Origin of the sequence: Pseudomonas prosekii (assembly GCF_900105155.1) — a bacterium.
GTDB lineage: Bacteria > Pseudomonadota > Gammaproteobacteria > Pseudomonadales > Pseudomonadaceae > Aquipseudomonas > Aquipseudomonas prosekii.
Window position 1 is genome coordinate 2,765,091 of sequence record NZ_LT629762.1, and the last position, 26,539, is coordinate 2,791,629.

Genomic DNA, 26,539 nt, shown 5'->3' on the forward strand with positions numbered 1-26,539 from the left:
CCCTGAAAAGGTCGTTTTATGACGAAATGGCTGCTAGCTGCCGGTGTCTTGATGCCGCTTTACAGCGCTCAGGCTACACAGGATCCGGAAGCTGTGTACAACCGTGTTTGTGGAGCCTGTCATTCCGGCCAACTCCCGATGGCGCCGAAAAAGGGCGATCAGGAAGCTTGGACGCCGAGGTTGGCGAAAGGTATGGAGACGCTGGTGCAACACGTGACCCAGGGTTTCAAGGCGATGCCGCCGCGTGGTTTGTGCATGGACTGCAGTGCCGAGGATTACCAAGCCATCATCCTTTGGATGAGCGAGTAAGCCCGGCCCATAACTCTTTAACCCTTAGCCGTAGTTGGATTAGCTGATGAACAAATTGATCGTGAGTCTGCTGTTGACCGTGGGGATCTCCGGCGTAGCCCATGCTGCAGGTGACGCAACAGCTGGCCAGGCGAAAGCCGCAGTCTGTGGCGCCTGTCATGGCCCGGATGGCAACAGCATGGCGCCAAACTTTCCGAAACTGGCAGGTCAGGGCGAGCGTTATCTGAACAAGCAGTTGCACGACATCAAGTCCGGCAAGCGCACGGTACTGGAAATGACCGGCCTGCTGACCAACCTGAGCGATCAGGACCTGGCCGATATCGCCGCCTACTTCGCCAGCCAGAAAGGCAGCGTCGGCGCCGCCGACCCGAAAGTCGTGGCTCGCGGTGAAGCGTTGTTCCGTGGTGGCGACCTGGCCAAGGGCCTGCCGGCCTGTACCGGTTGCCACTCGCCAAACGGCTCGGGCAACGCCGCCGCCGGTTTCCCGCATCTGGGTGGCCAGCACGCTCAATACATCGCCAAGCAGCTGACCGATTTCCGCAAGGAAGAAGGTGGCCGCGCCAACGACGGCGATACCAAAACCATGCAGACCATCGCCAAACGGCTGAGCGACGAAGATATCGCCGCCGTCTCCAGCTACATTCAGGGTCTGCACTAAGCGCTGGCTCAGGCGTTGCGGATCGAGCATTGCAGGGGACGGACATCCCCTGCAACGTTAACGCTCGATTAATCCGACGCTGCAAGCATAAAAAGGGTGGCTTTGGCCGCCCTTTTTTGTGGCCGCTGCCGTTACACTACAGAACTCAAGCCCGCCATGGCCTGTCTGAAAACAGGTCGCGCGAGGCGACCTCATTTGTCCAGGAGTAAAGCATGCGTAATCTGATCATCAGCGCCGCACTCGTCGCTGCCAGCCTGTTCGGCGTGACTGCTCAAGCCGCTGAAGCACCCGCCGCACCTTACGTCGAACTGACCAACGCTGTTCCGGTTGCGGTCCCTGGCAAGATCGAAGTCGTGGAGCTGTTCTGGTATGGCTGCCCGCATTGCTATGCTTTTGAACCGGTGATCAATCCATGGGTTGAGAAACTGCCTTCCGACGTGAACTTCGTGCGCATTCCTGCCCTGTTTGGCGGCCCATGGGATGCCCACGGTCAAATGTTCCTGACCCTGCAAAGCATGGGTGTCGAGCACAAGGTTCACGCCGCCGTGTTCGAAGCGATCCAGAAACAACACAAAAAATTGGTCACGCCTGAAGAAATGGCAGAATTCCTCGCCACTCAGGGCATCGACAAGGACAAGTTCCTCGCGACCTTCAATTCCTTCGCAATCAAAGGTCAGATGACCAAAGCGAAAGAATTGGCGAAGAAATACGAAATCAGCGGCGTTCCAACGCTGATCGTCAACGGCAAGTACCGCTTTGACGTCGGCTCCGCCGGCGGTGCCGAAAACGCTCTGAAACTGGCCGATAAACTGGTCGACCAAGAGCGAGCGGCTACCAAGGCTGCCGCCAACTAAGGCCGGGCCTCGCCATGCGCCGCTGGGGTACTGAACGCGTTGTTGGCCTGCACGAGCCGCGGGTCAATACGCATCATCTGGAATCAACGGGCTTGCCCGCAGACAGTCGTCTGCGTTTGCTCAGCTTCAATATCCAGGTCGGCATCAGTACCGAGCGGTATCGGCACTACCTGACCCGTGGCTGGCAACACCTGTTGCCGCACACCGGGCGTGCCGACAACCTGCAAAAGATCGGCAATCTGCTCGGCGACTTCGATCTGGTCGCCTTGCAGGAAGCCGATGGCGGCAGCCTGCGTTCAGGCTACGTCAATCAAGTCGAACACCTGGCCCAGCTCGGGGCCTTCCCGTACTGGTATCAACAACTCAATCGCAACCTCGGTCGCCTCGGCCAGCACAGCAATGGCGTGCTCAGCCGCCTGCGCCCGTGGGCGATTGAAGATCATCCGCTGCCGGGGCCCAAGGGTCGCGGGGCAATTCTGGTGCGCTTTGGCGAAGGTCCGGAAGCGCTGATTGTGGTGATGATGCACCTGGCGCTCGGCGCTCGTACCCGCAGCATGCAATTGGCCTATATCCGCGAATTGATCGGCGGCTACAAACACCAGATTCTGATGGGCGACATGAACACCCACGCCAGCGACTTGCTGCAAAACTCACCGCTGCGTGACCTCGGCCTGTTGGCGCCGCAACTCGAAGCGACCTTCCCCAGCTGGCGTCCGCAACGCTGCCTGGACCACATCCTGCTAAGCCCGACCCTGACCCTTGAAAGAGTCGAAGTGCTGGCACAACCGATTTCCGATCACCTGCCCGTCGCGGTAGAGATTCGTTTGCCGGGTTCGCTCACGGCCGATTCATTACCCGCGTTGAGACCTGACCCTCGCGGACCCGATGAATGAGCGACGAAGCACAGCGCTGGAAAGAGAAATACCTCAAGAGCATCGAACAACAGGAAAAACTCGAGCGTCGCTGGGACGCCCGACTCGACCTGTTGCGCCGTGGGCTGGTGCGCAGCACATTGGCTGCCGAGGGTACCGACCGCGCTGTCGACTTGTGCATGAAGGAAATGCGCGAGGTGGTGCGCACCGATGACATGGACGCAGGCCTCGCCGCCCTTCTGCCACGCCTGGAAAAAGCCGTGCTCGACTCCGAGCAGCGCCGCGAAACCCGGGTCGATCAAGTCAGCGCTGCGCTGAATGCGCTGGTCTCGCAGTTGCAGGCATTGCCATTGCCGCGAGAAGTCAGCAAACCGCTCAAGGCCTTCGCCAAACAACTCGATGGACGCGTCGGCCAGGCCCGTGAGATTCCCTTGCTGCTCAGCGAACTGAGCGGCCTGCAAGGCAAAGCCCTGCACCAACTGGAAAACCCCACCGAACCTGGGCGTCCGGGTTTGTTGCAGCGGTTGTTTGGTAGCCGCGAGGCAGAGGAATCGGCAGCACAAGACGTTGCGCCGGCAGTGCAGGCAGTGCAGGCACCGATACAACCAGCGCCCGCGCCAGTGGTCGAGGCGCCAATTGCCCAGGTTGAAAAACCAGCACCGGTCGCGCCGCAAGCCATTGCACCGGTAATTGAGCAACCGGCTATTGAAACACCCATTCCGCAAGCACCAGTCCCTGAAACACCCGTTCATGCAGCACCGCTCCCGGAAGTCGTGGCATTCGCCCCACCGGTACTGGAGCCGCAAGTCGAAAGCGCCCCCATCGCGCAATCCGCCCCCGAACCACCGCAAGCGCAAGTCATCGCGCCCGAGCCGCCCGCCCAACCCCTCTTCAATCCAGATGAACTGATCCCGGCGCCGCCTCCCGAAACGCCAATATTCCTCGACACCCTGCCCTTGCCCGCCGTCATGGCCCAGGCACTGGCGGCCATCGATCCGGAACACCCCGAGCAAGACATTCTCTACGCGCTACCGGACTCACCCGAGCCGTCCTACAGCTCGGTCGCCACGCACATCGAACAAACGCTGCTCGGCTTGCTTGATGATCTGACCCTACCGGAACGCCATCGCCCGCAAGCCGAGGCCATGCGCGAACGCCTGAAGAATGGTTTGAACTGGTACGAACTGCTGCCGATCCTCGACGATCTGGCGACGTTGATGCTGGCGATCACCGACAGCGGCCAGCATGAGTTTGAAGCGTACTTGCAGCAGCTCAATGAACGTCTCGAGTCGTTCCAGAGCAACCTGCAAGCCGCCAGCGCCGGGCACGCGGACAACCGCTCCGCCGCGCGCGAGATGGACACGCAAATCCGCGAGCAGGTCGACGGTCTGCAAACCAGCATGCAGGACGCCGCCGATCTCGACGACCTCAAGCACGTCCTCGAAAACCATCTCGAAGGCTTGCTCGGGACCATGGACCAGCACCAAAAGCAACGCGACGAACGTGAACAGGAAGTCGCCGCGCGCCTGCACAGCCTGGCCGAACGGGTCGCGCACATGGAGCAGGAAGCCATGGGCTATCGCGAGCACCTTGAAGAACAACGCCAGAAAGCCCTGATCGATCCGCTGACCGGCCTGCCAAACCGCGCAGCCTGGAGCGAACGGCTGGAACAGGAGATCAGCGAGTGGCAGCAACACGGCAACACGCTGATGCTGGCCATGCTCGATCTCGACCATTTCAAACGGATCAACGATAACTACGGCCACCTCGCCGGCGACAAAGTGCTGAAGATCATCGCCAGCGTGTTGCGCAAACGCCTGCGCGGCTCGGACTTCATCGCTCGATTTGGTGGCGAAGAATTTGTGCTGCTGATGCCTGCCACCGTGCCGGCCGTCGGGGCGAAACTGCTGGAAACCCTGCGCGCGGCGATCGAGGCCTGCCCTTTCCACTTCAAGGGCGAACGCGTGACGATCACCGTGTCCATGGGACTGGCGGCGTTCAAACCCGGAGAACACAGCGATATGGTGCTTAAAAGAGCCGATCAGGCGTTATATCGAGCCAAACATGCAGGGCGAAACCGGGTGGAATTGGCCTGAAAGCCAATTGTTCCCTTTTGTTTAATCCAGCTCCGTCGCCGTCATCATTCGGGCGAATACGTTACACTGTTGCATTATCGTCCATCGTGTATTGCCATCTGCCATGAAATATCTCGCCTTTGTTGCCTCTTTTTTGCTGCTGGCCGGTTGCGCCAGCGGTCCGCGTTTCGACACCAGCCATCCTTCCGCCAATTTCGACAGCCGTACGCCGTTTGTGGTGTTGCATTACACCTCGGCGTCGCTGGAGCGCTCGCTGCAATTGTTGACCCACGGCGAGGTCAGCAGCCATTACCTGATCGGTGACGACAAAGGCGCGACCATCTACAAACTGGTCGATGAAAATATGCGCGCCTGGCACGCCGGTGAAAGCGAATGGCAAGGCCGGACCTGGCTGAACTCCAGCTCAATCGGCATCGAAATCGTCAATCCGGGTTTCCGCGACACGCCCACCGGGCGCCTCTGGTATCCGTACAGCGAAGATCAGATTCAAGCGCTGATCGTGCTGCTCAAGGACATCAGCAAACGCCACGGCATCAGCCCTCGACACATCATCGGCCATAGCGACATCGCGCCGTTGCGCAAACTCGATCCCGGCCCGCTGTTCCCGTGGAAACGCCTGGCCGCCGCAGGCCTGGGCGTGTGGCCCAACGAACAGGCGGTCGCCGCCCGGCAAGCGCAATACACCGAGCACCTGCCCACCGTCGGCTGGTTCCAGGAACAGCTTGCGCGCCTCGGTTACGCAACGCCGCAGACCGGTGAACTGGATGTCGCCACTCGCCACGTAATCGCGGCTTTCCAGATGCATTACCGCCCTAGCCGTTTCGACGGCACGCCGGACGCGCAGACAGCAGCGATGCTGCTGGTGCTCAATCAGACAAAATAATGACGCCCGCCCGACGGTCGCGCTTTTTCTCAAACAGCAGCTATAACTCATTGGTAATTCTTCGGATGTTCCCAAATGGCTGCTACGCGCGAGAGGTTGCGAAGTTGGTTCTATCGCCCTTGGTTTTTGGCGATGCTCGCTGCTGTCTTCAGTGCAACGCTGCTGATGGTCGCCAGTCTGTTTATCGCGCTGCATCAGGTTGAGCAGAACGAAAGCCGCGAAATGAACGCTCAGGGTGAACGCTTCCTCGCCCGCCTCGAACAACTCTTTGGCCAGTTACGCGAAAGCCTCGACGATCTGGAAGCGCAGCCGTTGCGCGGTTGCGATGACGAAATGATCGCGACGTTGCAGCAAGTCAGCTTCAGCTATCGCTTCGTTTATGAAGCCGCTTATATGGACGCCAGCCGCATTTGCTCCAACCGGCCGCGCCAGGAAGGCTTATCGCTGGTTCGCCCGCCGGACATCAAAGGCCCGACCTACAGTTATTGGCTGAACACCACCACCGAACCGGATGAAAACCGCGCCGCGTTGATGCTCGGCCGCGGCAATTTTCGCGTGGCGACGTCGCGCGGGCATTTGACCGACATGGTCGACCTCTCGCCCGGCAGCAGCCTGCTGGTGGTGCTCGACCACGGGCAACGGGCGATTCCGGTGCTGGGCCTGGAACAAGTCTGGCCGCCCACTGAACCCTGGCCACCGAAAAGCCGCGACGCGCTGCAAGTCACGCAAAGCCGCTTGATCTACCGCATGCCGACCGATAACCCGGAATATCAACTGGTGCTGATCACCCCGCGCAACGGCACGCATGTGCCCGCCGTCTGGTGGTGGCTGCTGCCGGGCAGTCTGGTGCTGGGTATTTTCGTCGGTTTCCTGGTGTTTCTGCTGGTGCGCCAGCGCCAGTCGCTGGACGCGGAACTGCAAGGCGCGATCCGCCGTGGCGAGTTGCAGGTGTTGTATCAACCGATCTTCGACCTCGACAGCCGTAATTGCGTGGGTGCCGAAGCCCTGCTGCGCTGGCGAAGGCCGGACGGCACGCTGACCAGTCCGGACCTGTTTATCCCGATGGCCGAGAACACCGGGCAAATCCGCCAAATGACCGACTTCGTCCTGCAACGGCTGCTTGAGCAACTGGGCCAATTGCTCCGGGCGAATCCGCAACTGTACATTTCGGTGAATCTGGCCGCGTGCGACGTCATGGTGCCGCGCATCGGCCAAGTGATGGCGCGCCTGCTGACGGTGCACCGGGTCGCGGCCAAGCAGATTGCTTTTGAAGTGACTGAACGCGGATTGATTGACGTGGTGGTGGCGCGGGAAAACCTGCAAGCGCTGCGCAATGTTGGCCATCAGGTGCTGATCGACGATTTTGGCACCGGCTATTGCAGCCTCGCCTACCTGCAGACCCTGCCGGTGGATTGCCTGAAAATCGACAAGGCGTTTATCGATGCGCTGGGCCATGACGCCGCCAGCAGCGGGGTCGCACCGCACATCATTCACATGGCCCAGGCCCTGCAACTGAAGGTGATCGCCGAAGGTATTGAGCATGAAGCGCAGGCGCAGTTTCTCAGCAGCGAAGGCGTCAAGTACGGTCAGGGCTGGCTGTTCGCCCATGCGCTGAGCGCGGTGCAGTTCATTGAACTGATCACCCGTGGTCGACGACAAAATGGCCGCCGCATCGATGACGAAGCGTAAATCCGCTCAGACCGCCAGCGCCATGTAGAACTGCGTGCCCTGCCCCGGCCGCGAATAAACGCCCATCCGCCCGCCGTGCAGTTGCACGATTTCCTTGCACAACGCCAAGCCCAGCCCGGCACCGCCCTTCTTGCGCCCGACCTGCACAAACGGCTCGAAAATCCGCCCTTGCTGGCCATAGGCGATGCCTTCGCCATTGTCCTCGACGCTGATAATCACCCGCTCGCCGTGACGTCGCGCCTGCAAGCGAATCTGCCCGTCCGCGGCGGTATGGCGCATGGCGTTGTCGATCAGGTTGTCGAGCACGCGATCCAATTGCGCCTGGTCTGCCTGCAAGCGCGGCAATGGCCCCTGCACTTCGACCAGCAAGTCGATGCCCTTCTCGGCCGCCGTTGCGGCAAATCGGTCCTTGGCTTGCGCTAACAAATCTTCGATGGAGCACGGCGCCAACGTGAGTTTTTGCAGGCCGTTCTGGTAACGCGAGAAATTCAGCAGGTCGTTGATCAACTGCATCAAGCGCTGCATTTCTTCATTAACCGTGTCGAGCAGATCGGCTTCGCGCGAATCTTCGGGAAACTTCGCCCGTTCGCGGAACAAGCCGAACGCCATGTGCATGCCGGTGACCGGCGTGCGCAATTCGTGGGAGGCACGCAACACAAACTCGCTGCGCACCCGCTCGAACGCGCGTTGTTCGGTAACGTCGTGCAACACCATCACTGCGCCGAGGATATGCCCCTGCGTGTGGCTGACCGGGGTCAGGCTGTACGTGAGCAACCGCGATTCGCCATCGACTTCGATGGCCAGGTCTTCCGGCGCGCGCTCCAGCGTGCCGCCGCGCAGCACCAGTTGCAGCTGTTCATCGAGTTCCGGGCGTTCGAGCGCGCTGCCCAGCCCTTGGCCGAGCCGGTCGCTGTCCCAACCCAATTGCCGTTGCGCCACCGGGTTAAGGTGTTCCAGATGACCTTGGCGATCGATCATCAGCAAACCGTCGTCGATGCTGTCGAGCACCGCTTGCAGGCGTTGCTGGCCGGCGAGCAACTCGTCGACGTTGGTCGCCTGATGCTCGCGCAAGGCTTCGGCCATGATGCCGAAGCGTCGGGTCAACAGGTTCATTTCTGCGGCGGAGGAAATCGGCAGCGTCACTTCGAAATTGCCCTGACCGATGTTATCCGCCGCTTGCGCCAGCGCCTCGATCGGCGCGCCGAAGCGCCGGGCAATCCCGTGCGCCGTGATGAAACCGATGATCAACACCGCCAGCCCGACAAATCCGAGCAAACCGGCGATCAGCAACGCGCGATCCCGAGCCTTGCGCTGAGTGTTGTTGATGTTGTCGAGTGCGCGTTTGTGTTCGGTAATCAAACCGTTGCGCAGCGCGTTGAATTTCTCCGTCAGCACCTGATTGCCGCTCAACACATGCGTCGGCCCGCGTGAGTCGCTGAACGCCTGGAGGAAACTCAGGTAATCCTTTTTCGCCTGACTGAAACCGTATTGCACGGCGTCGCCCACTTGTTCATGAGCGATACCTTCGTCGAGCAATTGGAAATAATGCTGCTTGGACGCCTCGAACGCAGCCGGATCAGGCTTTTCACTGAGCATGAGGACCAGCTGATCGCCCAGGGTCTGGCGCAGCTTGAGGCCGAGGTCGAGGCTGACGAAGTTGCTGCGAACCACGGCGTCCTGGCTGCCGGCCATCTGCATCACGCTGACCAAACCCAACAACAACCCGAGCAGCGCCACAGTGATGAGTGCGGAAATGCTCAGAAACAGCCGGGTCCGCAACTTCATCGCCAATTTCATCGGAGATCGCTCACAGGTTGTACTGCTTGCGTTTGCGGTACAGCGTCGAAGCGTCGATGCCTAGCGTTTTGGCGGCCTGATCAAGCGTGCCCGCGGTGGCCAGCACCGCGCCAATGTGGGCTTTTTCCAACTCGTCCAGACTCAGTGCAGCGCCGACCCGTGGCGAATTGTTGGCCGGTTGTTCGGCCATGCCCAAGTGGCTGATTTCCACGCGTTCCTGCGGGCAGATAATGCTCGCCCGCTCGACCACGTTGCGCAGTTCGCGAATGTTGCCCGGCCATCGATAGCTGAGCAGCGCTTCGCGCGCCTCGTCGCTGAAACCGCGTGCCGGTCGTGCGTATTCCTTGACGAAGCGCGCGAGGAAACGATCTGCGAGGGTCAGAATGTCTTCGGTGCGTTCGCGCAATGGCGGCAGGTGCAAAGTGATGACGTTGAGGCGATAGAGCAAATCTTCACGGAAGCGGCCGTCGCGGACCATGTCTTCAAGGTTAAGGTTGGTCGCAGCCAAAATACGCACATCCGCGCGGCGCGTGACCGGGTCGCCGACGCGTTCGTATTCCTTGTCCTGAATAAAGCGCAGCAACTTCGGCTGCAACGTCAGGGGGAAGTCGCCGATCTCGTCGAGAAACAGCGTGCCGCCATCGGCCTGATTGACTCGGCCCAAAGTGCTTTCGCTGGCGCCGGTGAACGCGCCGCGGCTGTGGCCGAACAATTCGCTTTCCATCAATTCGGCGGTCAGCGACGGGCAGTTGATCGTGACGCAGGATTTCTTCTCACGCTTGCTCCAGCCGTGAATGGCCCGCGCCAGCTCACCTTTACCGGTACCGGACTCGCCGAGAATCAAGATGTTGGCGTCAGTGCCGGCGACCTGGCGGGCGGTTTCGAGCACGACTTTCATCGCCGGGCTGTGCGAGTCCAAGCCATCCTTGGGTTTGCGCACTTCACCTTCGAGCGCTTCCAGACGCGCCGAGAGTTGGCGCACTTCCAGTTGCTTGGCGGTGGCCAGACGCAATTGATCGGGGCTGCACGGTTTGACCAGGTAATCGGCGGCGCCGGCCTGGATCGCATCGACGGCGGTGTCCACGGCCGAATGCGCGGTGACTATGACTACACGCATCCACGGCGCCTGAATGCGCATTTGCGCCAGTACATCGAGGCCATTGTCTTCGCCCAGACGCAAATCCAGGAAGCACAGGTCGAACACCTGACGCTGCAACAATGCATCAGCCTGGGCAGCGCTGTTGGCAGTGGCGACGGTGTAGCCCTCGTCTTCGAGGCAATAGCGGAAGGTACGAAGGATGGCGGATTCGTCGTCCACCAGCAGAATTCGGCCTTGTTGCTCAGTGGCTGATTCCATTTTCCTACGCTCCTTACTGAAAGATATTAGGTTAGTCCCGGATAAATCGGGCAAGTTGCATGGTTTATTCTGGTCCATTCCAGCGCCGGCCGGGTAGTTATCTACTGACCTGTCCGCTAATGGACTGATTTAGTTGGTTTTTTACAAAAAATACAACATTTCGGCGCTTGCCTACGTGAATGTCTGACATCCGCGACCGCAACTCAATTCAAAAAGTTTGAAATTTCCTACGAAATTATCGTGCATTACGCACGACGATCAGAGACCCATCGTGCAGGATGCGTCCGAAACGATTTTCATCGCATGCGCAACCTATTGATCTTATTGGTTTTTTTTCTTCGAAAAAGCTGGCACGCAGGCTGCAATAGTCTTGTTAACGCAGGGCACTCATGGAATGAGCGTCCTCAACAAGATGACCACCCAGGTGGAGGAGCTACAGGATGAATCGTCAACGTGCCGCACAACTGCGTATCTCGCCTCTGCACATCCAGCAAGGTTTGTTCGCCATGCTCGCTCTTTCGATCACTTTGATCGGCGGGCAGCAATATGCACGTTGGGAACAGAGCCAGCAGCCGGAAGCGCCGCGCCTGTCGATTCAACACGCCACCCAGACCCATTTCAGTGCCGTCAGCAGCAACTTCGCTGACAGCGCCCCAATGCGCATGATGGACGTCGACCAGGCTCAGCCTGTGGATCAGATGCCACGTCAGGAACGTTGGGTGTTTTAAAGCATCACACTTGTAACACCAGACTTGGCGCGTTTACTGCGCCGGGAAAAGCACCACGGATACGAACCCCTAAATAGAAGTAAGGAGAATCACCATGTTGAGTTGGGCAATCACTTTCTTGATCATTGCCATCATTGCCGCCGTTCTGGGCTTCGGTGGTATCGCGGGCACCGCCACGGGTATCGCCAAGATTCTCTTTGTCGTGTTCCTGGTGATGTTCATTGCTTCGTTCTTCTTCGGCCGTCGCGGTCGAGGCTGACCATGAACGTTCTGTGCAAGACACTGGCAGCCGCCCTGCTTCTGGGCGGCAGTGCCACGGCGATGGCGGCCAATGATGGCCAGGCGCGGGCCAGCGAGTTGCTTAACGCTGACCCGCAGTATCGTGAAACATGGACTCAAGTCGTCAAAAAGGAAGAGCGATTGCCGGAATGGGTGATGAACCTGAGCGGCACTTCCGAGCAAATGACTGCTGTGACTGAAGATGGCGACAAGTATTTGGTCGGGCCACTGTGCGAAAAACAGGACACCTGCCTGAACAATCGCTTGATCGTGGCTTTCAGTTTCGACAAGGAAGACGCGTACGCGATGTGGGTGCAAGTGCCAGCGGGTCTGCCCGCCGACAAGTCACCGACGCGCCACGCTGACTACCGTTTCCTCGGCAAGCCTGATGAAGGCATGCAAAAGCTGCTGATGGAAACGCTGAAAAAAGATCCAAATTGGTACTAGGTTAAAAGCGGTACTCGGTTCCTTAGCTGGACCGCAGGCATTAGCTGGACCGAAGACATGAGTTTGAAACAAGAAAGGAGCAGCCTTGCTCCTTTCCAGTGCGCCACTCGAGGAGGGCCGGCGCATGACCAAGGGGTCGGGACGTTCTGACTGCTTCAGAGTCGGAGTGACCTACGGGCACATGGAGTGCTTGCGCAAGGGCCGGGTCAGGTAGGTAAAAAGCTGCGACGCAAGTTCGCCGATCCATAGCGGCTCGACGGACTTGCGAAGAGCTTCCTCTCAAGAAGCGCATCTCCTGCTAATGCCTCAACGTGCAAAACGTTGATCCAGAGCACTTCGCTGAATCCCCTCTGCTGCATATTCCCCGCAAAAACGTTTCGCGGTGTTTCGTCGCGACCGTATATCGAGAAAGCACTTTGTTTTTGTTGAGGAATTTTCCGAGGCATTCGTAGGCAATTTCCCAAGTTTCACCTCGAAATCACCTGTTCAAAAAACAACCAACCTGCTCTGAAATGGCCGGTTCACGGCACTTATGCCTGCCGAAATGTCGTATTCGAACCGGTTGGGACGCTGGTTTCATTTAAAAAAGCTCATGCCGATTCGGCATAGGGTAGGCGTTTACGGCATTAGACGTCGCTTCCTTGCATCGGAATAGTTGCGCCTTTTTTCGCCTGCCGAAGAGCCGTAAACCAGCGCTTTCGGGGCACCTTATACGGGGGCAGATGCACAGACTTTTCCGCCACTGAGCGTTCCAGTTCGCGCACCTGCCCGAGTCAAACTGAAGTAAGGGTAATGATATGAAGAAGGCAAAGCTTAGCCTCGCCTGGCAGATCCTCATCGGTCTGGTATTGGGGATAGCAATCGGTGCGCTGCTGAACCATTTCAGCGCCGAAAAAGCCTGGTGGATCACTAACGTCCTGCAACCGGCGGGCGACATCTTCATCCGTCTGATCAAGATGATCGTGATCCCGATTGTGATTTCCTCGCTGATCGTCGGTATCGCTGGCGTCGGTGATGCGAAGAAACTCGGTCGTATCGGCCTCAAAACCATCCTTTACTTCGAAGTCGTCACCACCATCGCCATTCTGGTCGGTCTGGTGTTGGCCAACGTGGTCCATCCGGGCACCGGCATCGACATGAGCACGCTGGGTACGGTGGATATTTCCAAGTACCAGGCGACTGCCGCCGAAGTTCAGCATGAACACGCGTTCATCGAAACCATCCTCAACCTGATCCCGTCGAACATCTTCGCGGCCATGGCCCGCGGCGAAATGCTGCCGATCATCTTCTTCTCCGTGTTGTTCGGTCTCGGTTTGTCGAGCCTGCAATCGGACCTGCGCGAGCCGCTGGTGAAGATGTTCCAGGGCGTTTCCGAGAGCATGTTCAAAGTCACCCACATGATCATGAACTACGCCCCGATCGGCGTATTCGCGCTGATCGCGGTGACCGTGGCCAACTTCGGTTTTGCCTCGCTGCTGCCGCTGGCCAAGCTGGTAGTGCTGGTGTACTTCGCCATCGCGTTCTTTGCTTTTGTGGTGTTGGGTTTGATCGCCAAGCTGTTCGGTTTCTCGGTGATCAAGCTGATGCGCATCTTCAAGGATGAGCTGGTGCTGGCTTACTCCACCGCCAGTTCGGAAACCGTGCTGCCGCGTGTGATCGAGAAAATGGAAGCCTACGGCGCACCGAAAGCCATTTGCAGCTTCGTGGTGCCGACCGGTTACTCGTTTAACCTCGACGGTTCGACCCTGTACCAGAGCATCGCGGCAATCTTCATTGCCCAGCTCTACGGCATCGACCTGTCCATCAGCCAGCAATTGCTGCTGGTGCTGACGTTGATGGTGACGTCCAAAGGGATTGCCGGCGTGCCGGGCGTGTCGTTCGTGGTGTTGCTGGCAACCTTGGGCAGCGTCGGGATTCCGCTGGAAGGCCTGGCGTTCATCGCCGGTGTCGACCGCATCATGGACATGGCGCGTACCGCGTTGAACGTGATCGGCAATGCCTTGGCAGTGCTGGTGATTTCGCGCTGGGAAGGCATGTACGACGACGCGAAGGGCGAGCGCTACTGGAACTCGCTGCCGCACTGGCGCAGCAAGGAAAAATTGCCAGCCGGCGAGATTTCCAAAAACTGATGCTTTGCCCTTGTAGGAGCGAGGCTTGCCCGCGAAGGCGGTGTATCAATCAACATAAATGTTGAATGTTCCGGCCTCTTCGCGGGCAAGCCTCGCTCCTACAGGGTTCAGGTGCTAGCAGCGCGCGTTAAAACAAACCCCGGAGAAATCCGGGGTTTGTCGTTTCTGGCGACCCCGCTATCATTCGCCGCATTCTTCGGGGGATTTAACTGATGCTCAATGGCCTGTGGCTTGGCTTCTTTATCGTCGCAGCCGTTTCGGCAATGGCGCAGTGGCTGATCGGCGGCAATGCCGGGATCTTCGCGGCGATGGTCGAAAGCATTTTCGCCATGGCCAAGTTGTCGGTCGAAGTCATGGTCCTGCTGTTCGGCACGCTGACCCTGTGGCTGGGCTTTCTGCGGATCGCCGAGAAGGCCGGGATTGTCGACTGGCTGGCCAAGGCCTTGGGCCCGCTGTTCCTGCGGCTGATGCCGGAAGTCCCGGCCGGTCACCCGGCAATCGGCCTGATCACCCTCAACTTCGCTGCCAACGGCCTCGGTCTGGACAACGCCGCAACGCCCATCGGCCTGAAAGCGATGAAGGCGCTGCAAGAGCTCAACCCCAGCCCGACCATCGCCAGCAACGCACAGATTCTGTTTCTGGTGCTCAACGCCTCGTCGCTGACCCTGCTGCCGGTGACGATCTTCATGTACCGCGCGCAACAAGGCGCGCCTGACCCGACGCTGGTATTCCTGCCGATCCTGCTCGCCACCAGTTGTTCGACGCTGGTCGGTCTGCTGTCGGTGGCGTTCATGCAACGCCTGCGCCTGTGGGACCCGGTGGTGCTTGCGTATCTGATTCCCGGTGCGCTGGCATTGGGTGGCTTCATGGCGCTGCTGGCGACGCTCTCAGCGACGGCGCTGGCGGGGTTGTCCTCGATCCTCGGCAACCTGACGCTGTTCGGGCTGATCATGCTGTTTCTGCTGATCGGCGCGCTGCGCAAAGTGAAGGTCTACGAAGCATTTGTCGAAGGCGCGAAGGAGGGCTTCGACGTCGCCAAGAATCTGCTGCCGTACCTGGTGGCGATGCTCTGTGCGGTGGGCGTGTTGCGGGCCTCGGGCGCGCTGGATTTCGGCCTCGACGGCATTCGGCATCTGGTCGAGTGGGCCGGTTGGGACACGCGCTTCGTCGACGCCTTGCCGACGGCGATGGTCAAGCCGTTCTCCGGCAGCGCCGCGCGGGCGATGCTGATTGAAACGATGCAGACCTCGGGTGTGGACAGCTTCCCGGCACTGGTCGCGGCGACGATTCAGGGCAGCACCGAAACCACGTTCTACGTGCTCGCGGTGTACTTCGGCGCAGTCGGCATCCAGCGCGCCCGGCACGCGGTGGGGTGTGCGTTGTTGGCGGAGTTTGCTGGCGTGGTGGGCGCGATCTTTATTTGCTACTGGTTCTTTGGTTAACCCCAGCAATTCACTTGCGAACAAAGATCCCCTTGTAGGAGCGAGGCTTGCCCGCGAAGGGGCAGGCAGATCCAAAATCAACTTGGCTGACACTCCGCATTCGCGGGCAAGCCTCGCTCCTACACGGGGATGTGTGCCGGTATTACGGTTGGGCTTTCTGCCCTTGCTCAACCGCCCAGTTCACCACTTGCGCGGTTAGTTGATCGCTGGCCTGGCCGAACCCGGTGACTACCGCCGGGACTTGCACATCGTTTAGCGGCTGGCGCACTTCGAAGCGTCGACTGGCGAGGATGCGCTGGTCATAACCGCGCACCAGCAACGCGTCCAGACGAATCACCACACTGGCCGCAGTGCCCTGATACTCGGTCTGAAACGCCTGCAGATTGCCGCCCAACTCCAGATCTGCCTGGAAATTGCTGTCGTCGGTGCTCAACAACGTCACCCGGCCATCGCGCTGGAAACCATCAAGCAAGCGGTTGCGCAGCAGCACCGGCGCCGGATCGCTCCAGCGCGAAGCCTTGTAGCTGCTGATCAGATCACCCTGCGGGAGCACCGCGATTTTCGGGCTGTTCAATATTTCGCTGGCCTGCGGTTTGGCCAGACGCAGCGACCACGCTTGCGTCGCGCCGGATTTGCCCGCCGCGCCGCTCTGCGCCGAGGGCAAACGATAAACATCCGACGGCTCGGACTTGGGCAAAATCGAACAGGCACTGAGCAGCGCAAAACCAGCGAGGAGGGCGAGGTGAGTCAGTTTCATGGGGTGAATTCCTTGTTCTTGTCGCTGCCCAGCAAGTAACCGCTGGGGTTGGCTTCCAGGCGTTGGGAAATGGCCCGCAGTGAACTCAGGGTTTCGCGCAATTCACGCACCGCCGGGGCCAGGCCATTGAGGCCTTGCATGCCGTTGTTGAGGGAATCCTGATTGCTCGTCAGCAACGTGTTGATGGTCGCGCTGCTCTGTTCCAGCGACTTCATCGCCTGCTCGGCGCTGCCGAACATCTGCTTGCCCTGATCGTTGAGCAGGCCGTTGGCGTTACGCATCAGCGCCGACGTCTGTTCGAGCATGGCGCCGGCCTGTTTGCCGACCGAGGCCAATTGCTGCATCGCCTGACGAATATCGCCGCGCTGATCGGCAATCGTCGCGGTGGTCTGCTCCAAGTGTTCGAGGGTCTTGCTGATGCGTTCGACGTTGTCCGGCGAAAACATCTGATTGGCGTTGTGCATCAGCGCGGTCACGCCGGCCATCAAGTCACCGCTGTCGTTGAGCAAACGGGCGATGGGCGAGGGCGATGCGACGATTGTCGGCAGATCGCCGCCCTTGCCCTTGAGCGTCGGACTCTGCGGCGTGCCACCGCTGAGCTGGATGATCGAGGTGCCGGTGATCCCGGTCAGCGCCAGAATCGCGCGGGTGTCTTCCTTGATCGGCGTCTCGCCGCCGAGGCGAATGCGCGCCAGCACCCGGCGCGGGTCGTTGGGGTCGAGGCGCAGGGTCACGACGTCGCCGACCTTGATCCCGCTGTACTGCACGGCGCTGCCCTTGGACAAACCGCTGACCGCCTCGTTGAAGACGATTTCGTAATCCTTGAACTCGGTGTCGACGCTGGACTTGGCCAGCCACAAACCGAAGAGCAGGGCGCCCGCCACCACCAGCACAGTGAACAGGCCGATCAATACATGATGGGCTCGGGTTTCCATGTCAGACCTCGTTTAGCTGTTGAGCGGCAGTCAGCGCCGCGCGGCCACGGGGGCCATGGAAGTATTCGTGAATCCACGCGTCATCGGTTTCCGAGACGACGTCGATGGCATCGGCCACCAGCACTTTTTTCTGCGCCAGCACTGCCACGCGGTCGGTGATGGTGTAGAGGGTGTCGAGGTCGTGGGTCACGAGGAATACGCTCAGGCCCAACGCATCGCGCAGGGTCAGGATCAGTTGATCGAACGCCGCCGCGCCAATCGGGTCGAGGCCGGCGGTGGGTTCGTCGAGAAACAGTATGTCCGGGTCCAGCGCCAGGGCCCGCGCCAGTGCGGCACGCTTGATCATGCCGCCGGACAGCGACGCCGGGTATTTGTCCGCCGCCGACAGCGGCAAACCGGCCAGCGCCAGTTTCACCGCTGCCAGGTGCTCGGCGTCGGCGCGGCTGAGGCCGGCGTGTTCGATCAGCGGCAGGGCGACGTTTTCGGTCACGGTCAACGAAGAGAACAACGCGCCTTTCTGGAACAGCACGCCGAAGCGCCGCTCGACCAGCGAGCGCTCATGCTCGGACAGCGTCGGCAGGTTCTTGCCGAAGACTTTGACCACCCCTTCGCTGGGCTGGCGCAAACCGACGATGCTGCGCAGCAACACCGATTTACCGCTGCCGGAACCGCCGACCACCGCGAGGATTTCGCCCTTGTACAAATCCAGATCGAGGTTCTCGTGCACGCTCTGGCTGCCGAAACGGTTGCACAGTCCACGGACTTCGATCACCGCGTCGGTCATCGCCGCGTCAGACGCTCGGGGTAAGCCACTCACCAGCCCATCTCCATGAAAAACAACGCGGCCACGGCGTCGAGCACGATCACCACAAAAATCGACTGAACCACGCTCGACGTGGTGTGCGCGCCGACCGATTCCGCGCTGCCGCTGACCTTGAAGCCTTCGAGGCAACCAATCGCGGCGATGAGGAACGCGAAGATCGGCGCTTTGACCATTCCCACCAGAAAATGCTGAACGCCGATGTCGGTTTGCAGCAGCGACAGGAACATCGCCGGGGAAATCCCCAGCGATACGGCGCAGACCACGCCGCCGCCGATAATCCCGGAAAGCATCGCCAGAAAGGTCAGCATCGGCAGCGCCACCAAAAGCGCCAACACGCGCGGGACCACCAGCAATTCCATCGGGTCGAGGCCCAAGGTGCGGATCGCATCGATCTCTTCGTTGGCCTTCATCGAGCCGATTTGCGCGGTGAACGCACTGGCGGTGCGCCCGGCCATGAGGATCGCGGTCAGCAACACGCCGAATTCGCGCAGGAACGAGAACGCCACGAGGTCCACGGTGAAAATGCTCGCGCCGAAACTGGCGAGCACCGTTGCCCCGAGAAACGCGACCACGGCGCCGACCAGAAACGTCAGCAACGCCACGATGGGCGCAGCGTCGAGGCCGGTTTGTTCGATGTGCGCGACCATCGGCGTGATGCGCCAGCGCTTCGGACGGAGCAATCCGCGCGCGATGGTTTCGAGGATCAGGCCGACGAAACCCAGCAGTTGCAGGGTGTCTTGCCACACGGTGTCGACCGCCCGGCCGATGCGCGTGAGCAATTGGATGCCGACGCCGACTTCGGCTTCCTTGATCGGCACGCAAAAGTCGGTCATCGAGCAATAGACCGTTTGCAGCAACGCGCGATCAGCGCCGGACAACGTGCAGTCAGGGTGTTCGGCGGACTTGCCGAGGCGTTCGGAGCCGAGCAGCTCCACCAGCAGCGAGGCACCGGCCGTGTCCAGCGCGCCGAGGCCATTGAGGTCGATCGCCGTGCTGTCGTCGTATTGGCCGCGAAGGGTGTCGCCCAGGCGCTTGAGGTCGGCGTAATGGGCGAGCGTCCAGTCACCCGTAACGCGCAAATTCGCGGGGGTGCTGGAAGTGTCCAGTCGGGCATTGCCGGCCATCGTGCTGCTGCTCATAAGCTCCGTGCTTGTTCGGCGATTTCGCAGCGTTACGTAATAGCACGAAGCGGATTACTTTTCTTTGGTCGGTGTGCTGTCCGTGATCACAAAGCGCAGCACGCCGATGACCTGGCCGTCCTCGGTCAGCACCCGGACCTGCCATTTGCCCGCCGGATTGCCGGGGAAGTTCTGCTTGTGCGTCCACGCCCGGTAGCCTTCCTTGCGTCCGCCGTGGATATCCAGCGGAATGCGGTCGACCTCTTTGCCGTTGAATTTCCACACGTGATAAATCCGCTCGTCCAAGCCGCGCGGCGCGTTGATCGCGGTGTAAGCGTAGAGCCCGTCACCGCGAATCTGCTCGGCGCTGACTTCGTCGAGGCTCTTGCCCGGCGTGCGGTCCTGCATTTGCGTGCTGATCGCCACGTCGGTCATCCACAACGTCGCCGGCGGCACCCACGAGCGCAGCACCCAGCCGAGCGCGCCGATGCCCAGCGTGATGCTGAGGATGGCCAGGGCGTTGCGCACGGTACGGATCGGGAAGATCGACGCCAGGCTCGGGAACGACAGGACCACGGCGATGCCGAGCGCCAGTTTGAAACTCTGCGAGGTGGTCAGGTGCAGGATCACGGGCAGGGCGGTGAGCAGGGCGGCGAACAGCGTCAGCGTGTGCAACGCGAGAAACGCCCAACGGCGCGGCGCCAGCCATTTGTAGTAGAGCGGATCGGTGATGGAGATCAGCGCGGCGATGCTCAGCAACCCGGTGAAGACCAGTTGGCCGCTGTTCCAGGTCGTGGTGATGAAGAAGAACGGCAGGACAAAAAACAGGCTTTCCTGGTGAATCATCTGCGTGGCGTAACGCAGCAGCGGCTGGGGGATTTCGCGTTTGAAGATTCTGGCGAAGAGCTTGGTCAGGCTGTTTTCCAGCATCAGCCAGATCCAGCTGATCAGCATGATGATAGTGATCCACGTCGCCAGCCCTTGCTGACGATCGACCAGCATGAAACTGCCGACCCCGGAGACAAAACCACCGAGCGCAATGACCCCCGGATAGCGTTTCATCAAGTCAATGATGCGCTGGACAAATACGGTCAGGGTCGGCATTCGGCGATTCACATTAGTCGTGGAAAAAATCCTCGACAGGGTAACGCTGGCGAGGCCAGCGTGGCGATAACCTGCGAGAAGCCTGAAGCAAATATCAAACCCGCAAAACCTTTGTAGCAGCTCACGAAACCCGCAAAACCTTCCCGAAACCCGCGAAACCTTTGTAGCAGCTGGCGAAGCCTGCGTTCGGCTGCGAAGCAGTCGTTGGTCCAAACAACGCGGTATTTCCCGAGAAACCGCATCGCCCGGTTTGACGACTGCTTCGCAGCCGAACGCAGCCTTCGGCAGCTGCTACAGGGGCGCCCGGCAAGCCAGTCAATCTGCGAGCAGCGTGGAGCAAATATCAAACCCGCAAAACCTTTGTCGCAGCTCACGAAACCCGCGAAACCTTCCCGAAACCCGCAAGACCCTTGTAGCAGCTGGCGAAGCCTGCGTTCGGCTGCGCAGCAGTCGTTGGTCCAAACAACGCGGTATTCCTGAAAAACCGCATCGCCCGGTTTGACGACTGCTTCGCAGCCGAACGCAGCCTTCGGCAGCTGCTATAGGGGCGCCCGGCAAGCCAGTCAATCTGCGAGCAGCGTGGAGCAAATATCAAACCCGCAAAACCTTTGTCGCAACTCCCGAAACCCGCGAAACCTTCCCGACCCGCAAAACCCTTGTAGCAGCTGGCGAAGCCTGCGTTCGGCTGCGCAGCAGTCGTTGGTCCAAACAACGCGGTATTCCTGAAAAACCGCATCGCCCGGTTTGACGACTGCTACGCAGCCGAACGCAGCCTTCGGCAGCTGCTACAGCGCGGTGGGTTTGCGGTGGGCGCGCAATGCCAGCAAGCCCAGCACGATCAAGCCCAACACCCCGCCCAGCACCCACAACAACTGATCATCGCTGAGCAGCGGTTTCTCGATCCGCAGATAACCCGGCTGCAACAACAACTCGCGCATGGCTTTGTTGGCTTCCGCCAGCGTCACGCCTTGCAGTTCCCTGGACGGGTTGGTGAAGCGTCCGTCCTGATAATCGCCGAGCGCGCTCCAATAGTAGTCGGCCAGCGCACTGTTGCCCTGCACGGCCCAAGATTGGCGGGCGATGGCGGCTTGCTTGAGGCGGTCGAAGGTGTCGACATCGAGGCCGTTCTTCAGCAGATCAGCCTTCAAATCCTCCAGCACCTGCTTGGCCTCATCGATGTTCTCGCGCTCAAGGTCAGCGTTCAGGCTCATGAAACCGACGCTGCCGAACAACTCGCGCTCGGCCCACGGCCCGTAGGACAAACCGTGGTTCAGGCGCATCTGCCGATACAGCGCCCAATCCAGATAATCCTTGAGCAGATCGAACGTCTGGTCCGGCACATCTTCGAGCACCGGCTCCGGCACCAGCCAGTGCAACTTCGCCCCGCCGCCGACAAAACCGTGAATCAGACTGCGCTCATGCGCGGCGCTGGCGTTGACTTCCGGCAACGCCAAATGCTCGGTGGGATCGACCGGTTCCAGCGGCCCCCAGGCCCGTTCCAGATAGGCCGGGAGCAATTTGTCGAGGTCGCCGACGACGATCAGGGTCATGTTGTTCGGCGCGTACCAGGCCTTGCGCACCTTATCCAGTTGCTCGCGGGTCAGGTAATCGACTTCGGCGCGTTGCGGGCATTTCAGGCCCAGCTCCACCGCCAACTGATTGCTCGCGGTGTGCCCGAGGTCCTGCCTGTCCATCCAGCGTTGCAGGTGCGAATAATGGCCGCCGTCCTCGCGCTCGACCACTTGCTTGGCGGCGTTGATCGCGTTGTCGTCGAATTGGGTTTGAGTCAGCAGCGCCAGCAGCAGGTCGAGGACTTTGCGCTGGTTCTTCGCCGGGGCTTCGATCACGAATGTGGTGTCGGCGTTGCTGGTGAAGGCATTCCATTCACCGCCCAAGGCCTGCATGCGTTCTTCCAGACCGCCTTCGCCGCTGGCGTCGATGCCGCTGAACAGCAAGTGTTCGAGCAGGTGCGGCAGCTCCTTTTCCTCACAAGGGAAGTCGTCGATGCCGACGCCAACCACCAGGCGAATCGCTACATGCCCACGGTCGGTGCCGGGTTTGAGCAGCAATTGCAGGCCATTGGGCAGCGCGTAGCCTTCGACCTGAAAACGATCCAGGGCAAACGCGGGAAATGAACCGAGCAACAGACAGGCGAATAACAGACAACGCATAACAGGCTTCCATACGGCTGATTGGAGATCCGTGTCGCTTTCCAGGCAGCCATCGCGAGCAAGCTCGCTCCCCCATTGGTTTTATCAACGACACCAATCACCTGTGGGAGCGAGCTTGCTCGCGATGATCTTGAACCAGAACCTCTGTTACTGACTGGCCACACACCCAGACGTTCAAGGCGAATGCGTGATGTCGGCCAAATCGTCCGCCGCCAGCGCGCCGGTGTCGGCGGTTTCCAGCACCGCGTAGGCGCTGCTGCAAAACAGCGAATTGAGGCGTTTCATGTCGGCAATCAGCTCCAGGTGCAGCGAACTGGTTTCGATACTCTGCACAATCTTGCGTTGCAAACGGCTGACATGCGCGTGGGCCAAACGGCGTTCCTGCGCGCGGAAACGGCGTTTCTCGCGCAGCAACTGCCGGGCACTTTCCGGATCGCTGCTGAGGAACACCGACAAGCCCAATCGCAGGTTGGAAATCAGCTGACTGTGCAGCCCCGCCAGCTCTTCCAGGCCGACTTCGGAGAACGAGCGGCGTTGCGAAGTCTTCTGCTGCTGCACTTTGCGCAGCATGCGTTCGATCAGGTCGCTGGCGAGTTTGAGGTTGATCGCCAACTCAATGATTTCCGCCCAGCGCCGACTGTCTTGCTCGCTGAGGTCTTCGCGCGGCATCTGCGCCAGGTACAGTTTGATCGCGCTGTAGAGCGCTTCGACATCATCGGTGAGGCGACGCATTTCCTGAGTGACGGCGGTCTGTTTGCCGCGCAGCACGTCGAGCATCGATTCGAGCATGTTGTCGATCAGGTCGCCGATGCGCAGGGTTTCCCGAGCGGCGTTGGCCAGCGCGAGACCGGGGGTGACCAGCGCCGTCGCATCGAGATGACGCGGTTTGGCCATGCCGTTGATTTCCGGCCGCTCGGGCAGCAGCCAGGCGCAGAGTCTGGCCATCGGCCCGACGCTCGGCAGCAGAATCAGGCAACGCGCGGTGTTGTAGAGCAGGTGGAAACCGATGACCATTTCCTGCGGACTGAAATCGAGACTGTCGATCCAGTGCACCAACGGGTCGAGCACCGGAATGATCAGCAGCAGGCCGATCAGTTTGTACAACAAGCTGCCCAGCGCCACTTGGCGACCCGCAGCGTTCTGCATGCTGGTGCTCATGAACGCCAGAATGCCGCTGCCGATGTTGGCGCCGATCACCAAGCCAATCGCCACTGGCAAGCTGATCACGCCGGCGCCGGCCAGGGTCGCGGTCAGCAGCACGGCGGCGAGGCTGGAATAGGAAATCATCGCGAACAGCGCGCCGACCAGGGCGTCGAGCAGGATGTCGCCGGTCAGCGAGGCGAAAATCACCTTCACACCTTGCGCCTGGGTGATCGGTGCGGCGGCTTCGACGATCAGTTGCAGCGCCAGGATAATCAGCCCGAGGCCGATGCTGACGCGGCCCATCTGGCCGATGCGCGTCTGTTTGCGCGAGAGGAAAAAAATCACTCCGAGGAAGATCAGCAGCGGCGACAGCCACGACAGATCAAACGTCAGCACGCGCGCCATCAGCGCGGTACCGACGTCGGCGCCGAGCATGGTCGCCAGCGCGGGGGTCAGCGCCATCAGGCCCTGGCCGACAAAGGAGGTGACGAGCATGGCCGTGGCGTTGCTGCTCTGGACCATGGCGGTGACGACGATGCCGGCGATAAACGCCAACCCGCGTTTGGACATGTTCTGGCCAATCACGTGGCGCAGATTGGAACCGTAAACCCGCAGGATGCCGGTTCGAACGATGTGCGTGCCCCAGATCAGCAAGGTCACGGCGGATAGCAAATTGAGCAGGGTCAGCATGCTGGGCCCCCTGTGGTGGTAGCGCCCCAAAGGGGCAAATTGACGGTGCCGCGCAACGATCTACGTTCTGTACTTAAGCTGTAGTTGGCTAACGGTCTGGGCGCCAGCATCGCATAGCTGAATAAGCGATTGAAACAAAACTGTCATAAAAACAGCTTGATGCGGCGACACAAACCCAGATGCCGCAGCTGCTAAAGGGTGGTGGTGGCCATGGGGCCGGGGATGCCGCAACTCGCTCCATGTAGCAGCTGCCGAAGGCTGCGTTCGACTGCGCAGCAGTCGCAGATCCATTCAACGCGGTCTTGCTGAAAGACCGCATCGTCAGGTCTAACGACTGCTTCGCAGCCGAACGCAGCCTTCGGCAGCTGCTACAGGGTGGTGGTGGTCATGGGGCCGGGGGATGCCGCGATTCGCTCCATGTAGCAGCTGCCGAAGGCTGCGTTCGACTGCGCAGCAGTCGCTGATCCATCCAACGCAGTCTCGCTGAAAGACCGCATCGCCAGGTGTGGCGACTGCTTCGCAGCCGGACGCAGCCTTCGGCAGCTGCTACAGGGTGGTGGTGGTGGTCATGGGACCGGGGGATGCCGCGATTCGCCTCATGTAGCAGCTGCCGAAGGCTGCGTTCGACTGCGCAGCAGTCGCTGAGCCATTCAACGCGGTCTCGCTGAAAGACCGCATCGTCAGATGTGGCGACTGCTTCGCAGCCGGACGCAGCCTTCGGCAGCTGCTACAGGGTGGTGGTCATGGGGCCGGGGATGCCGCGATTCGCTTCATGTAGCAGCTGCCGAAGGCTGCGTTCGACTGCGCAGCAGTCGCTGATCCATTCAACGCGGTCTTGCTGAAGAACCGCATCGTCAGGTGTGGCGACTGCTTCGCAGCCGGACGCAGCCTTCGGCAGCTGCTACAGGCGGGGCGTTGGCTGGGATGCGCGCTGTTTACAGGGTGCTGAACAGCGGGAAGATCCCCATCAGCAACGCTGCAACCATGATGCACAGGCACACCAGCACGGCCCATTTAAGGGTGAAGCGCTGATGGTCGCCGAATTCGATTCCGGCCAGCGCGACCAGCAGATAGGTCGATGGCACCAGCGGGCTCAGCAAGTGCACAGGCTGACCGACGATCGAGGCGCGGGCCATTTCCACCGGGGTAATGCCGTAGTGGCTGGCGGCCTCGGCGAGCACCGGCAATACGCCGTAGTAAAACGCGTCGTTGGACATGAAGAAGGTGAACGGCATGCTCACCAGCGCAGTAATCACCGCCAGGTACGGGCCGAGGAATTCCGGAATCACCGCCAGCAAGCTTTTCGACATCGCGTCGACCATGCCGGTGCCCGACAGAATGCCGGTGAAGATCCCCGCCGCGAAGATCAACCCGACCACCGCCAGCACGCTGCCGGCGTGGGCCGCAACGCGGTCCTTTTGTTGTTGCAGGCACGGGTAGTTGACGATCATCGCGATACTGAACGCCACCATGAACAGCACTGGCAGCGGCAGCAGGCCGGCAATCAACGTGCACATCAGGCCCAGCGTCAGCAGGCCGTTGAACCAGATCAACTTAGGACGGCGCGCATCCGGGAACTGCGAAACACTGATCTCGCTGTGATCCACTTCATCGCCCGCCAGGTGCAATTCACCGAGGCGCGCACGCTCGCGTTTGCCGTAGAAATAGGCAATCGCCAGGATCGCCACTACGCCGGCGAGCATCGCCGGAATCATCGGCACGAAAATGTCCGACGGGTCGACATGCAGTGCACTCGCAGCACGTGCGGTCGGGCCGCCCCACGGCGTCATGTTCATCACGCCGCCCGCCAGAATGATCAGGCCCGCCATGATTCGCGGGCTCATGCCGATGCGGCTGTAGAGCGGCAGCATGGCGGCCACGCAGATCATGTAAGTGGTCGCGCCGTCACCGTCGAGGGAAACCACCAGCGCCAGCACAGCGGTGCCGACCGACACTTTCAACGGGTCGCCCTTGACCAGTTTGAGGATCTTGCGCACGGCCGGGTCGAACAGGCCGGAATCGATCATCAGCGCAAAATACAGAATGGCGAACATCAACATGACGCCGGTCGGCGCAAGTTTGGTGATGCCTTCTAGCATCATCGGGCCGATTTTCGGCGCGAAACCACCAAACAGCGCAAACAGGATCGGGATGATGATCAGGGCAATCAGCGCGGACAAGCGCTTGGTCATGATCAGGAACATGAACGTGATGACCATGGCGAAGCCAAGGAAAGTCAGCATGGGAATACTCCAGGC

22 protein-coding genes are annotated in these 26,539 nt (G+C 60.3%); 12 read left to right on the plus strand and 10 right to left on the minus strand.

The genetic code is table 11. The features are described from left to right. The first annotated feature begins 18 nt into the window (after positions 1 to 18). The 7 genes from BLU01_RS12480 to BLU01_RS12515 all read left to right on the plus strand — a co-directional run bounded on the left by BLU01_RS12480 (position 19) and on the right by BLU01_RS12515 (position 7,361). Positions 19 to 309 (plus strand): c-type cytochrome, encoded by a 291-nt coding sequence (locus tag BLU01_RS12480; RefSeq protein WP_008002190.1) that lies wholly within the window; start codon positions 19 to 21, stop codon positions 307 to 309. Between the two features lie 46 nt (positions 310 to 355). Further along, entirely contained in the window at positions 356 to 967 is a 612-nt protein-coding gene (locus tag BLU01_RS12485; RefSeq protein ID WP_092275541.1) for a c-type cytochrome, read from the plus strand. 212 nt (positions 968 to 1,179) lie between these two features. After that, complete coding sequence (locus BLU01_RS12495; RefSeq protein WP_092275548.1) at positions 1,180 to 1,821, plus strand: thiol:disulfide interchange protein DsbA/DsbL; 642 nt, start codon at positions 1,180 to 1,182, stop codon at positions 1,819 to 1,821. A 14-nt stretch (positions 1,822 to 1,835) separates the two neighbouring features. Further along, positions 1,836 to 2,714: an endonuclease/exonuclease/phosphatase family protein gene (locus BLU01_RS12500; protein WP_092275551.1), complete on the plus strand. Its 879-nt coding sequence runs from the start codon at positions 1,836 to 1,838 to the stop codon at positions 2,712 to 2,714. Beyond that, positions 2,711 to 4,789: a diguanylate cyclase gene (locus BLU01_RS12505; protein WP_092275554.1), complete on the plus strand. Its 2,079-nt coding sequence runs from the start codon at positions 2,711 to 2,713 to the stop codon at positions 4,787 to 4,789. Before BLU01_RS12500 ends, BLU01_RS12505 begins: the two co-directional genes overlap by 4 nt. Positions 4,790 to 4,892: 103 nt before the next feature. Continuing rightward, a complete protein-coding gene (locus BLU01_RS12510) occupies positions 4,893 to 5,672 on the plus strand; it encodes an N-acetylmuramoyl-L-alanine amidase (RefSeq protein ID WP_092275557.1) in 780 nt (259 codons plus the stop codon). A 75-nt stretch (positions 5,673 to 5,747) separates the two neighbouring features. Beyond that, positions 5,748 to 7,361 (plus strand): EAL domain-containing protein, encoded by a 1,614-nt coding sequence (locus BLU01_RS12515; protein ID WP_092275560.1) that lies wholly within the window; start codon positions 5,748 to 5,750, stop codon positions 7,359 to 7,361. A 6-nt stretch (positions 7,362 to 7,367) separates the two neighbouring features. Here the strand turns inward: BLU01_RS12515 and BLU01_RS12520 are convergent, their stop codons facing one another. Together BLU01_RS12520 and algB are read right to left on the minus strand one after the other, a co-directional pair. Continuing rightward, on the minus strand, positions 7,368 to 9,158 hold the full coding sequence (locus tag BLU01_RS12520; RefSeq protein WP_092275563.1) for an ATP-binding protein: 1,791 nt from the start codon (positions 9,156 to 9,158) through the stop codon (positions 7,368 to 7,370). Between the two features lie 10 nt (positions 9,159 to 9,168). Then, the gene (algB, locus tag BLU01_RS12525) at positions 9,169 to 10,515 is read right to left on the minus strand and encodes a sigma-54-dependent response regulator transcription factor AlgB (protein WP_092275566.1); all 1,347 of its coding nucleotides are present in this window, start codon (positions 10,513 to 10,515) and stop codon (positions 9,169 to 9,171) included. Between the two features lie 440 nt (positions 10,516 to 10,955). On the opposite strand from algB, the gene BLU01_RS12530 reads away from it, so the two are divergent. The 5 genes from BLU01_RS12530 to BLU01_RS12555 all read left to right on the plus strand — a co-directional run bounded on the left by BLU01_RS12530 (position 10,956) and on the right by BLU01_RS12555 (position 15,540). Then, positions 10,956 to 11,243: a hypothetical protein gene (locus tag BLU01_RS12530; RefSeq protein ID WP_092275569.1), complete on the plus strand. Its 288-nt coding sequence runs from the start codon at positions 10,956 to 10,958 to the stop codon at positions 11,241 to 11,243. A gap of 94 nt (positions 11,244 to 11,337) precedes the next feature. Further along, complete coding sequence (locus BLU01_RS12535) at positions 11,338 to 11,502, plus strand: DUF1328 domain-containing protein (protein ID WP_003177151.1); 165 nt, start codon at positions 11,338 to 11,340, stop codon at positions 11,500 to 11,502. Positions 11,503 to 11,504: 2 nt separating this feature from the next. Beyond that, the gene (locus tag BLU01_RS12540) at positions 11,505 to 11,969 is read left to right on the plus strand and encodes an inhibitor of vertebrate lysozyme family protein (RefSeq protein WP_092275572.1); all 465 of its coding nucleotides are present in this window, start codon (positions 11,505 to 11,507) and stop codon (positions 11,967 to 11,969) included. Between the two features lie 797 nt (positions 11,970 to 12,766). Next, the gene (gene gltP / locus BLU01_RS12550; RefSeq protein ID WP_092275575.1) at positions 12,767 to 14,098 is read left to right on the plus strand and encodes a glutamate/aspartate:proton symporter GltP; all 1,332 of its coding nucleotides are present in this window, start codon (positions 12,767 to 12,769) and stop codon (positions 14,096 to 14,098) included. 212 nt (positions 14,099 to 14,310) lie between these two features. After that, on the plus strand, positions 14,311 to 15,540 hold the full coding sequence (locus BLU01_RS12555; protein WP_092275578.1) for a nucleoside recognition domain-containing protein: 1,230 nt from the start codon (positions 14,311 to 14,313) through the stop codon (positions 15,538 to 15,540). A 142-nt stretch (positions 15,541 to 15,682) separates the two neighbouring features. Here the strand turns inward: BLU01_RS12555 and BLU01_RS12560 are convergent, their stop codons facing one another. From BLU01_RS12560 to BLU01_RS12595, 8 genes are all read right to left on the minus strand, one after another. Then, entirely contained in the window at positions 15,683 to 16,297 is a 615-nt protein-coding gene (locus BLU01_RS12560) for an ABC-type transport auxiliary lipoprotein family protein (protein WP_092275581.1), read from the minus strand. Beyond that, positions 16,294 to 17,232 carry an MlaD family protein gene (locus tag BLU01_RS12565; protein WP_092275584.1) on the minus strand — a complete coding sequence of 313 codons (939 nt, stop codon included), beginning with the start codon at positions 17,230 to 17,232 and terminating at the stop codon, positions 16,294 to 16,296. Before BLU01_RS12565 ends, BLU01_RS12560 begins: the two co-directional genes overlap by 4 nt. Before the next feature lies 1 nt (position 17,233). Further along, complete coding sequence (locus BLU01_RS12570; protein WP_092275587.1) at positions 17,234 to 18,016, minus strand: ABC transporter ATP-binding protein; 783 nt, start codon at positions 18,014 to 18,016, stop codon at positions 17,234 to 17,236. A 29-nt stretch (positions 18,017 to 18,045) separates the two neighbouring features. After that, a complete protein-coding gene (locus BLU01_RS12575; RefSeq protein ID WP_092275590.1) occupies positions 18,046 to 19,194 on the minus strand; it encodes an ABC transporter permease in 1,149 nt (382 codons plus the stop codon). A gap of 54 nt (positions 19,195 to 19,248) precedes the next feature. Next, positions 19,249 to 20,277, minus strand: a complete 1,029-nt coding sequence (locus BLU01_RS12580; protein WP_092275593.1) for a DUF5924 family protein — start codon at positions 20,275 to 20,277, stop codon at positions 19,249 to 19,251. Positions 20,278 to 21,062: 785 nt separating this feature from the next. After that, on the minus strand, positions 21,063 to 22,448 hold the full coding sequence (locus BLU01_RS12585; RefSeq protein WP_092275596.1) for a M16 family metallopeptidase: 1,386 nt from the start codon (positions 22,446 to 22,448) through the stop codon (positions 21,063 to 21,065). 174 nt (positions 22,449 to 22,622) lie between these two features. Further along, positions 22,623 to 24,281 carry a Na/Pi cotransporter family protein gene (locus tag BLU01_RS12590; RefSeq protein WP_092275600.1) on the minus strand — a complete coding sequence of 553 codons (1,659 nt, stop codon included), beginning with the start codon at positions 24,279 to 24,281 and terminating at the stop codon, positions 22,623 to 22,625. Between the two features lie 935 nt (positions 24,282 to 25,216). After that, positions 25,217 to 26,524: a CitMHS family transporter gene (locus BLU01_RS12595; RefSeq protein WP_092275603.1), complete on the minus strand. Its 1,308-nt coding sequence runs from the start codon at positions 26,522 to 26,524 to the stop codon at positions 25,217 to 25,219. Positions 26,525 to 26,539: the final 15 nt, after the last annotated feature.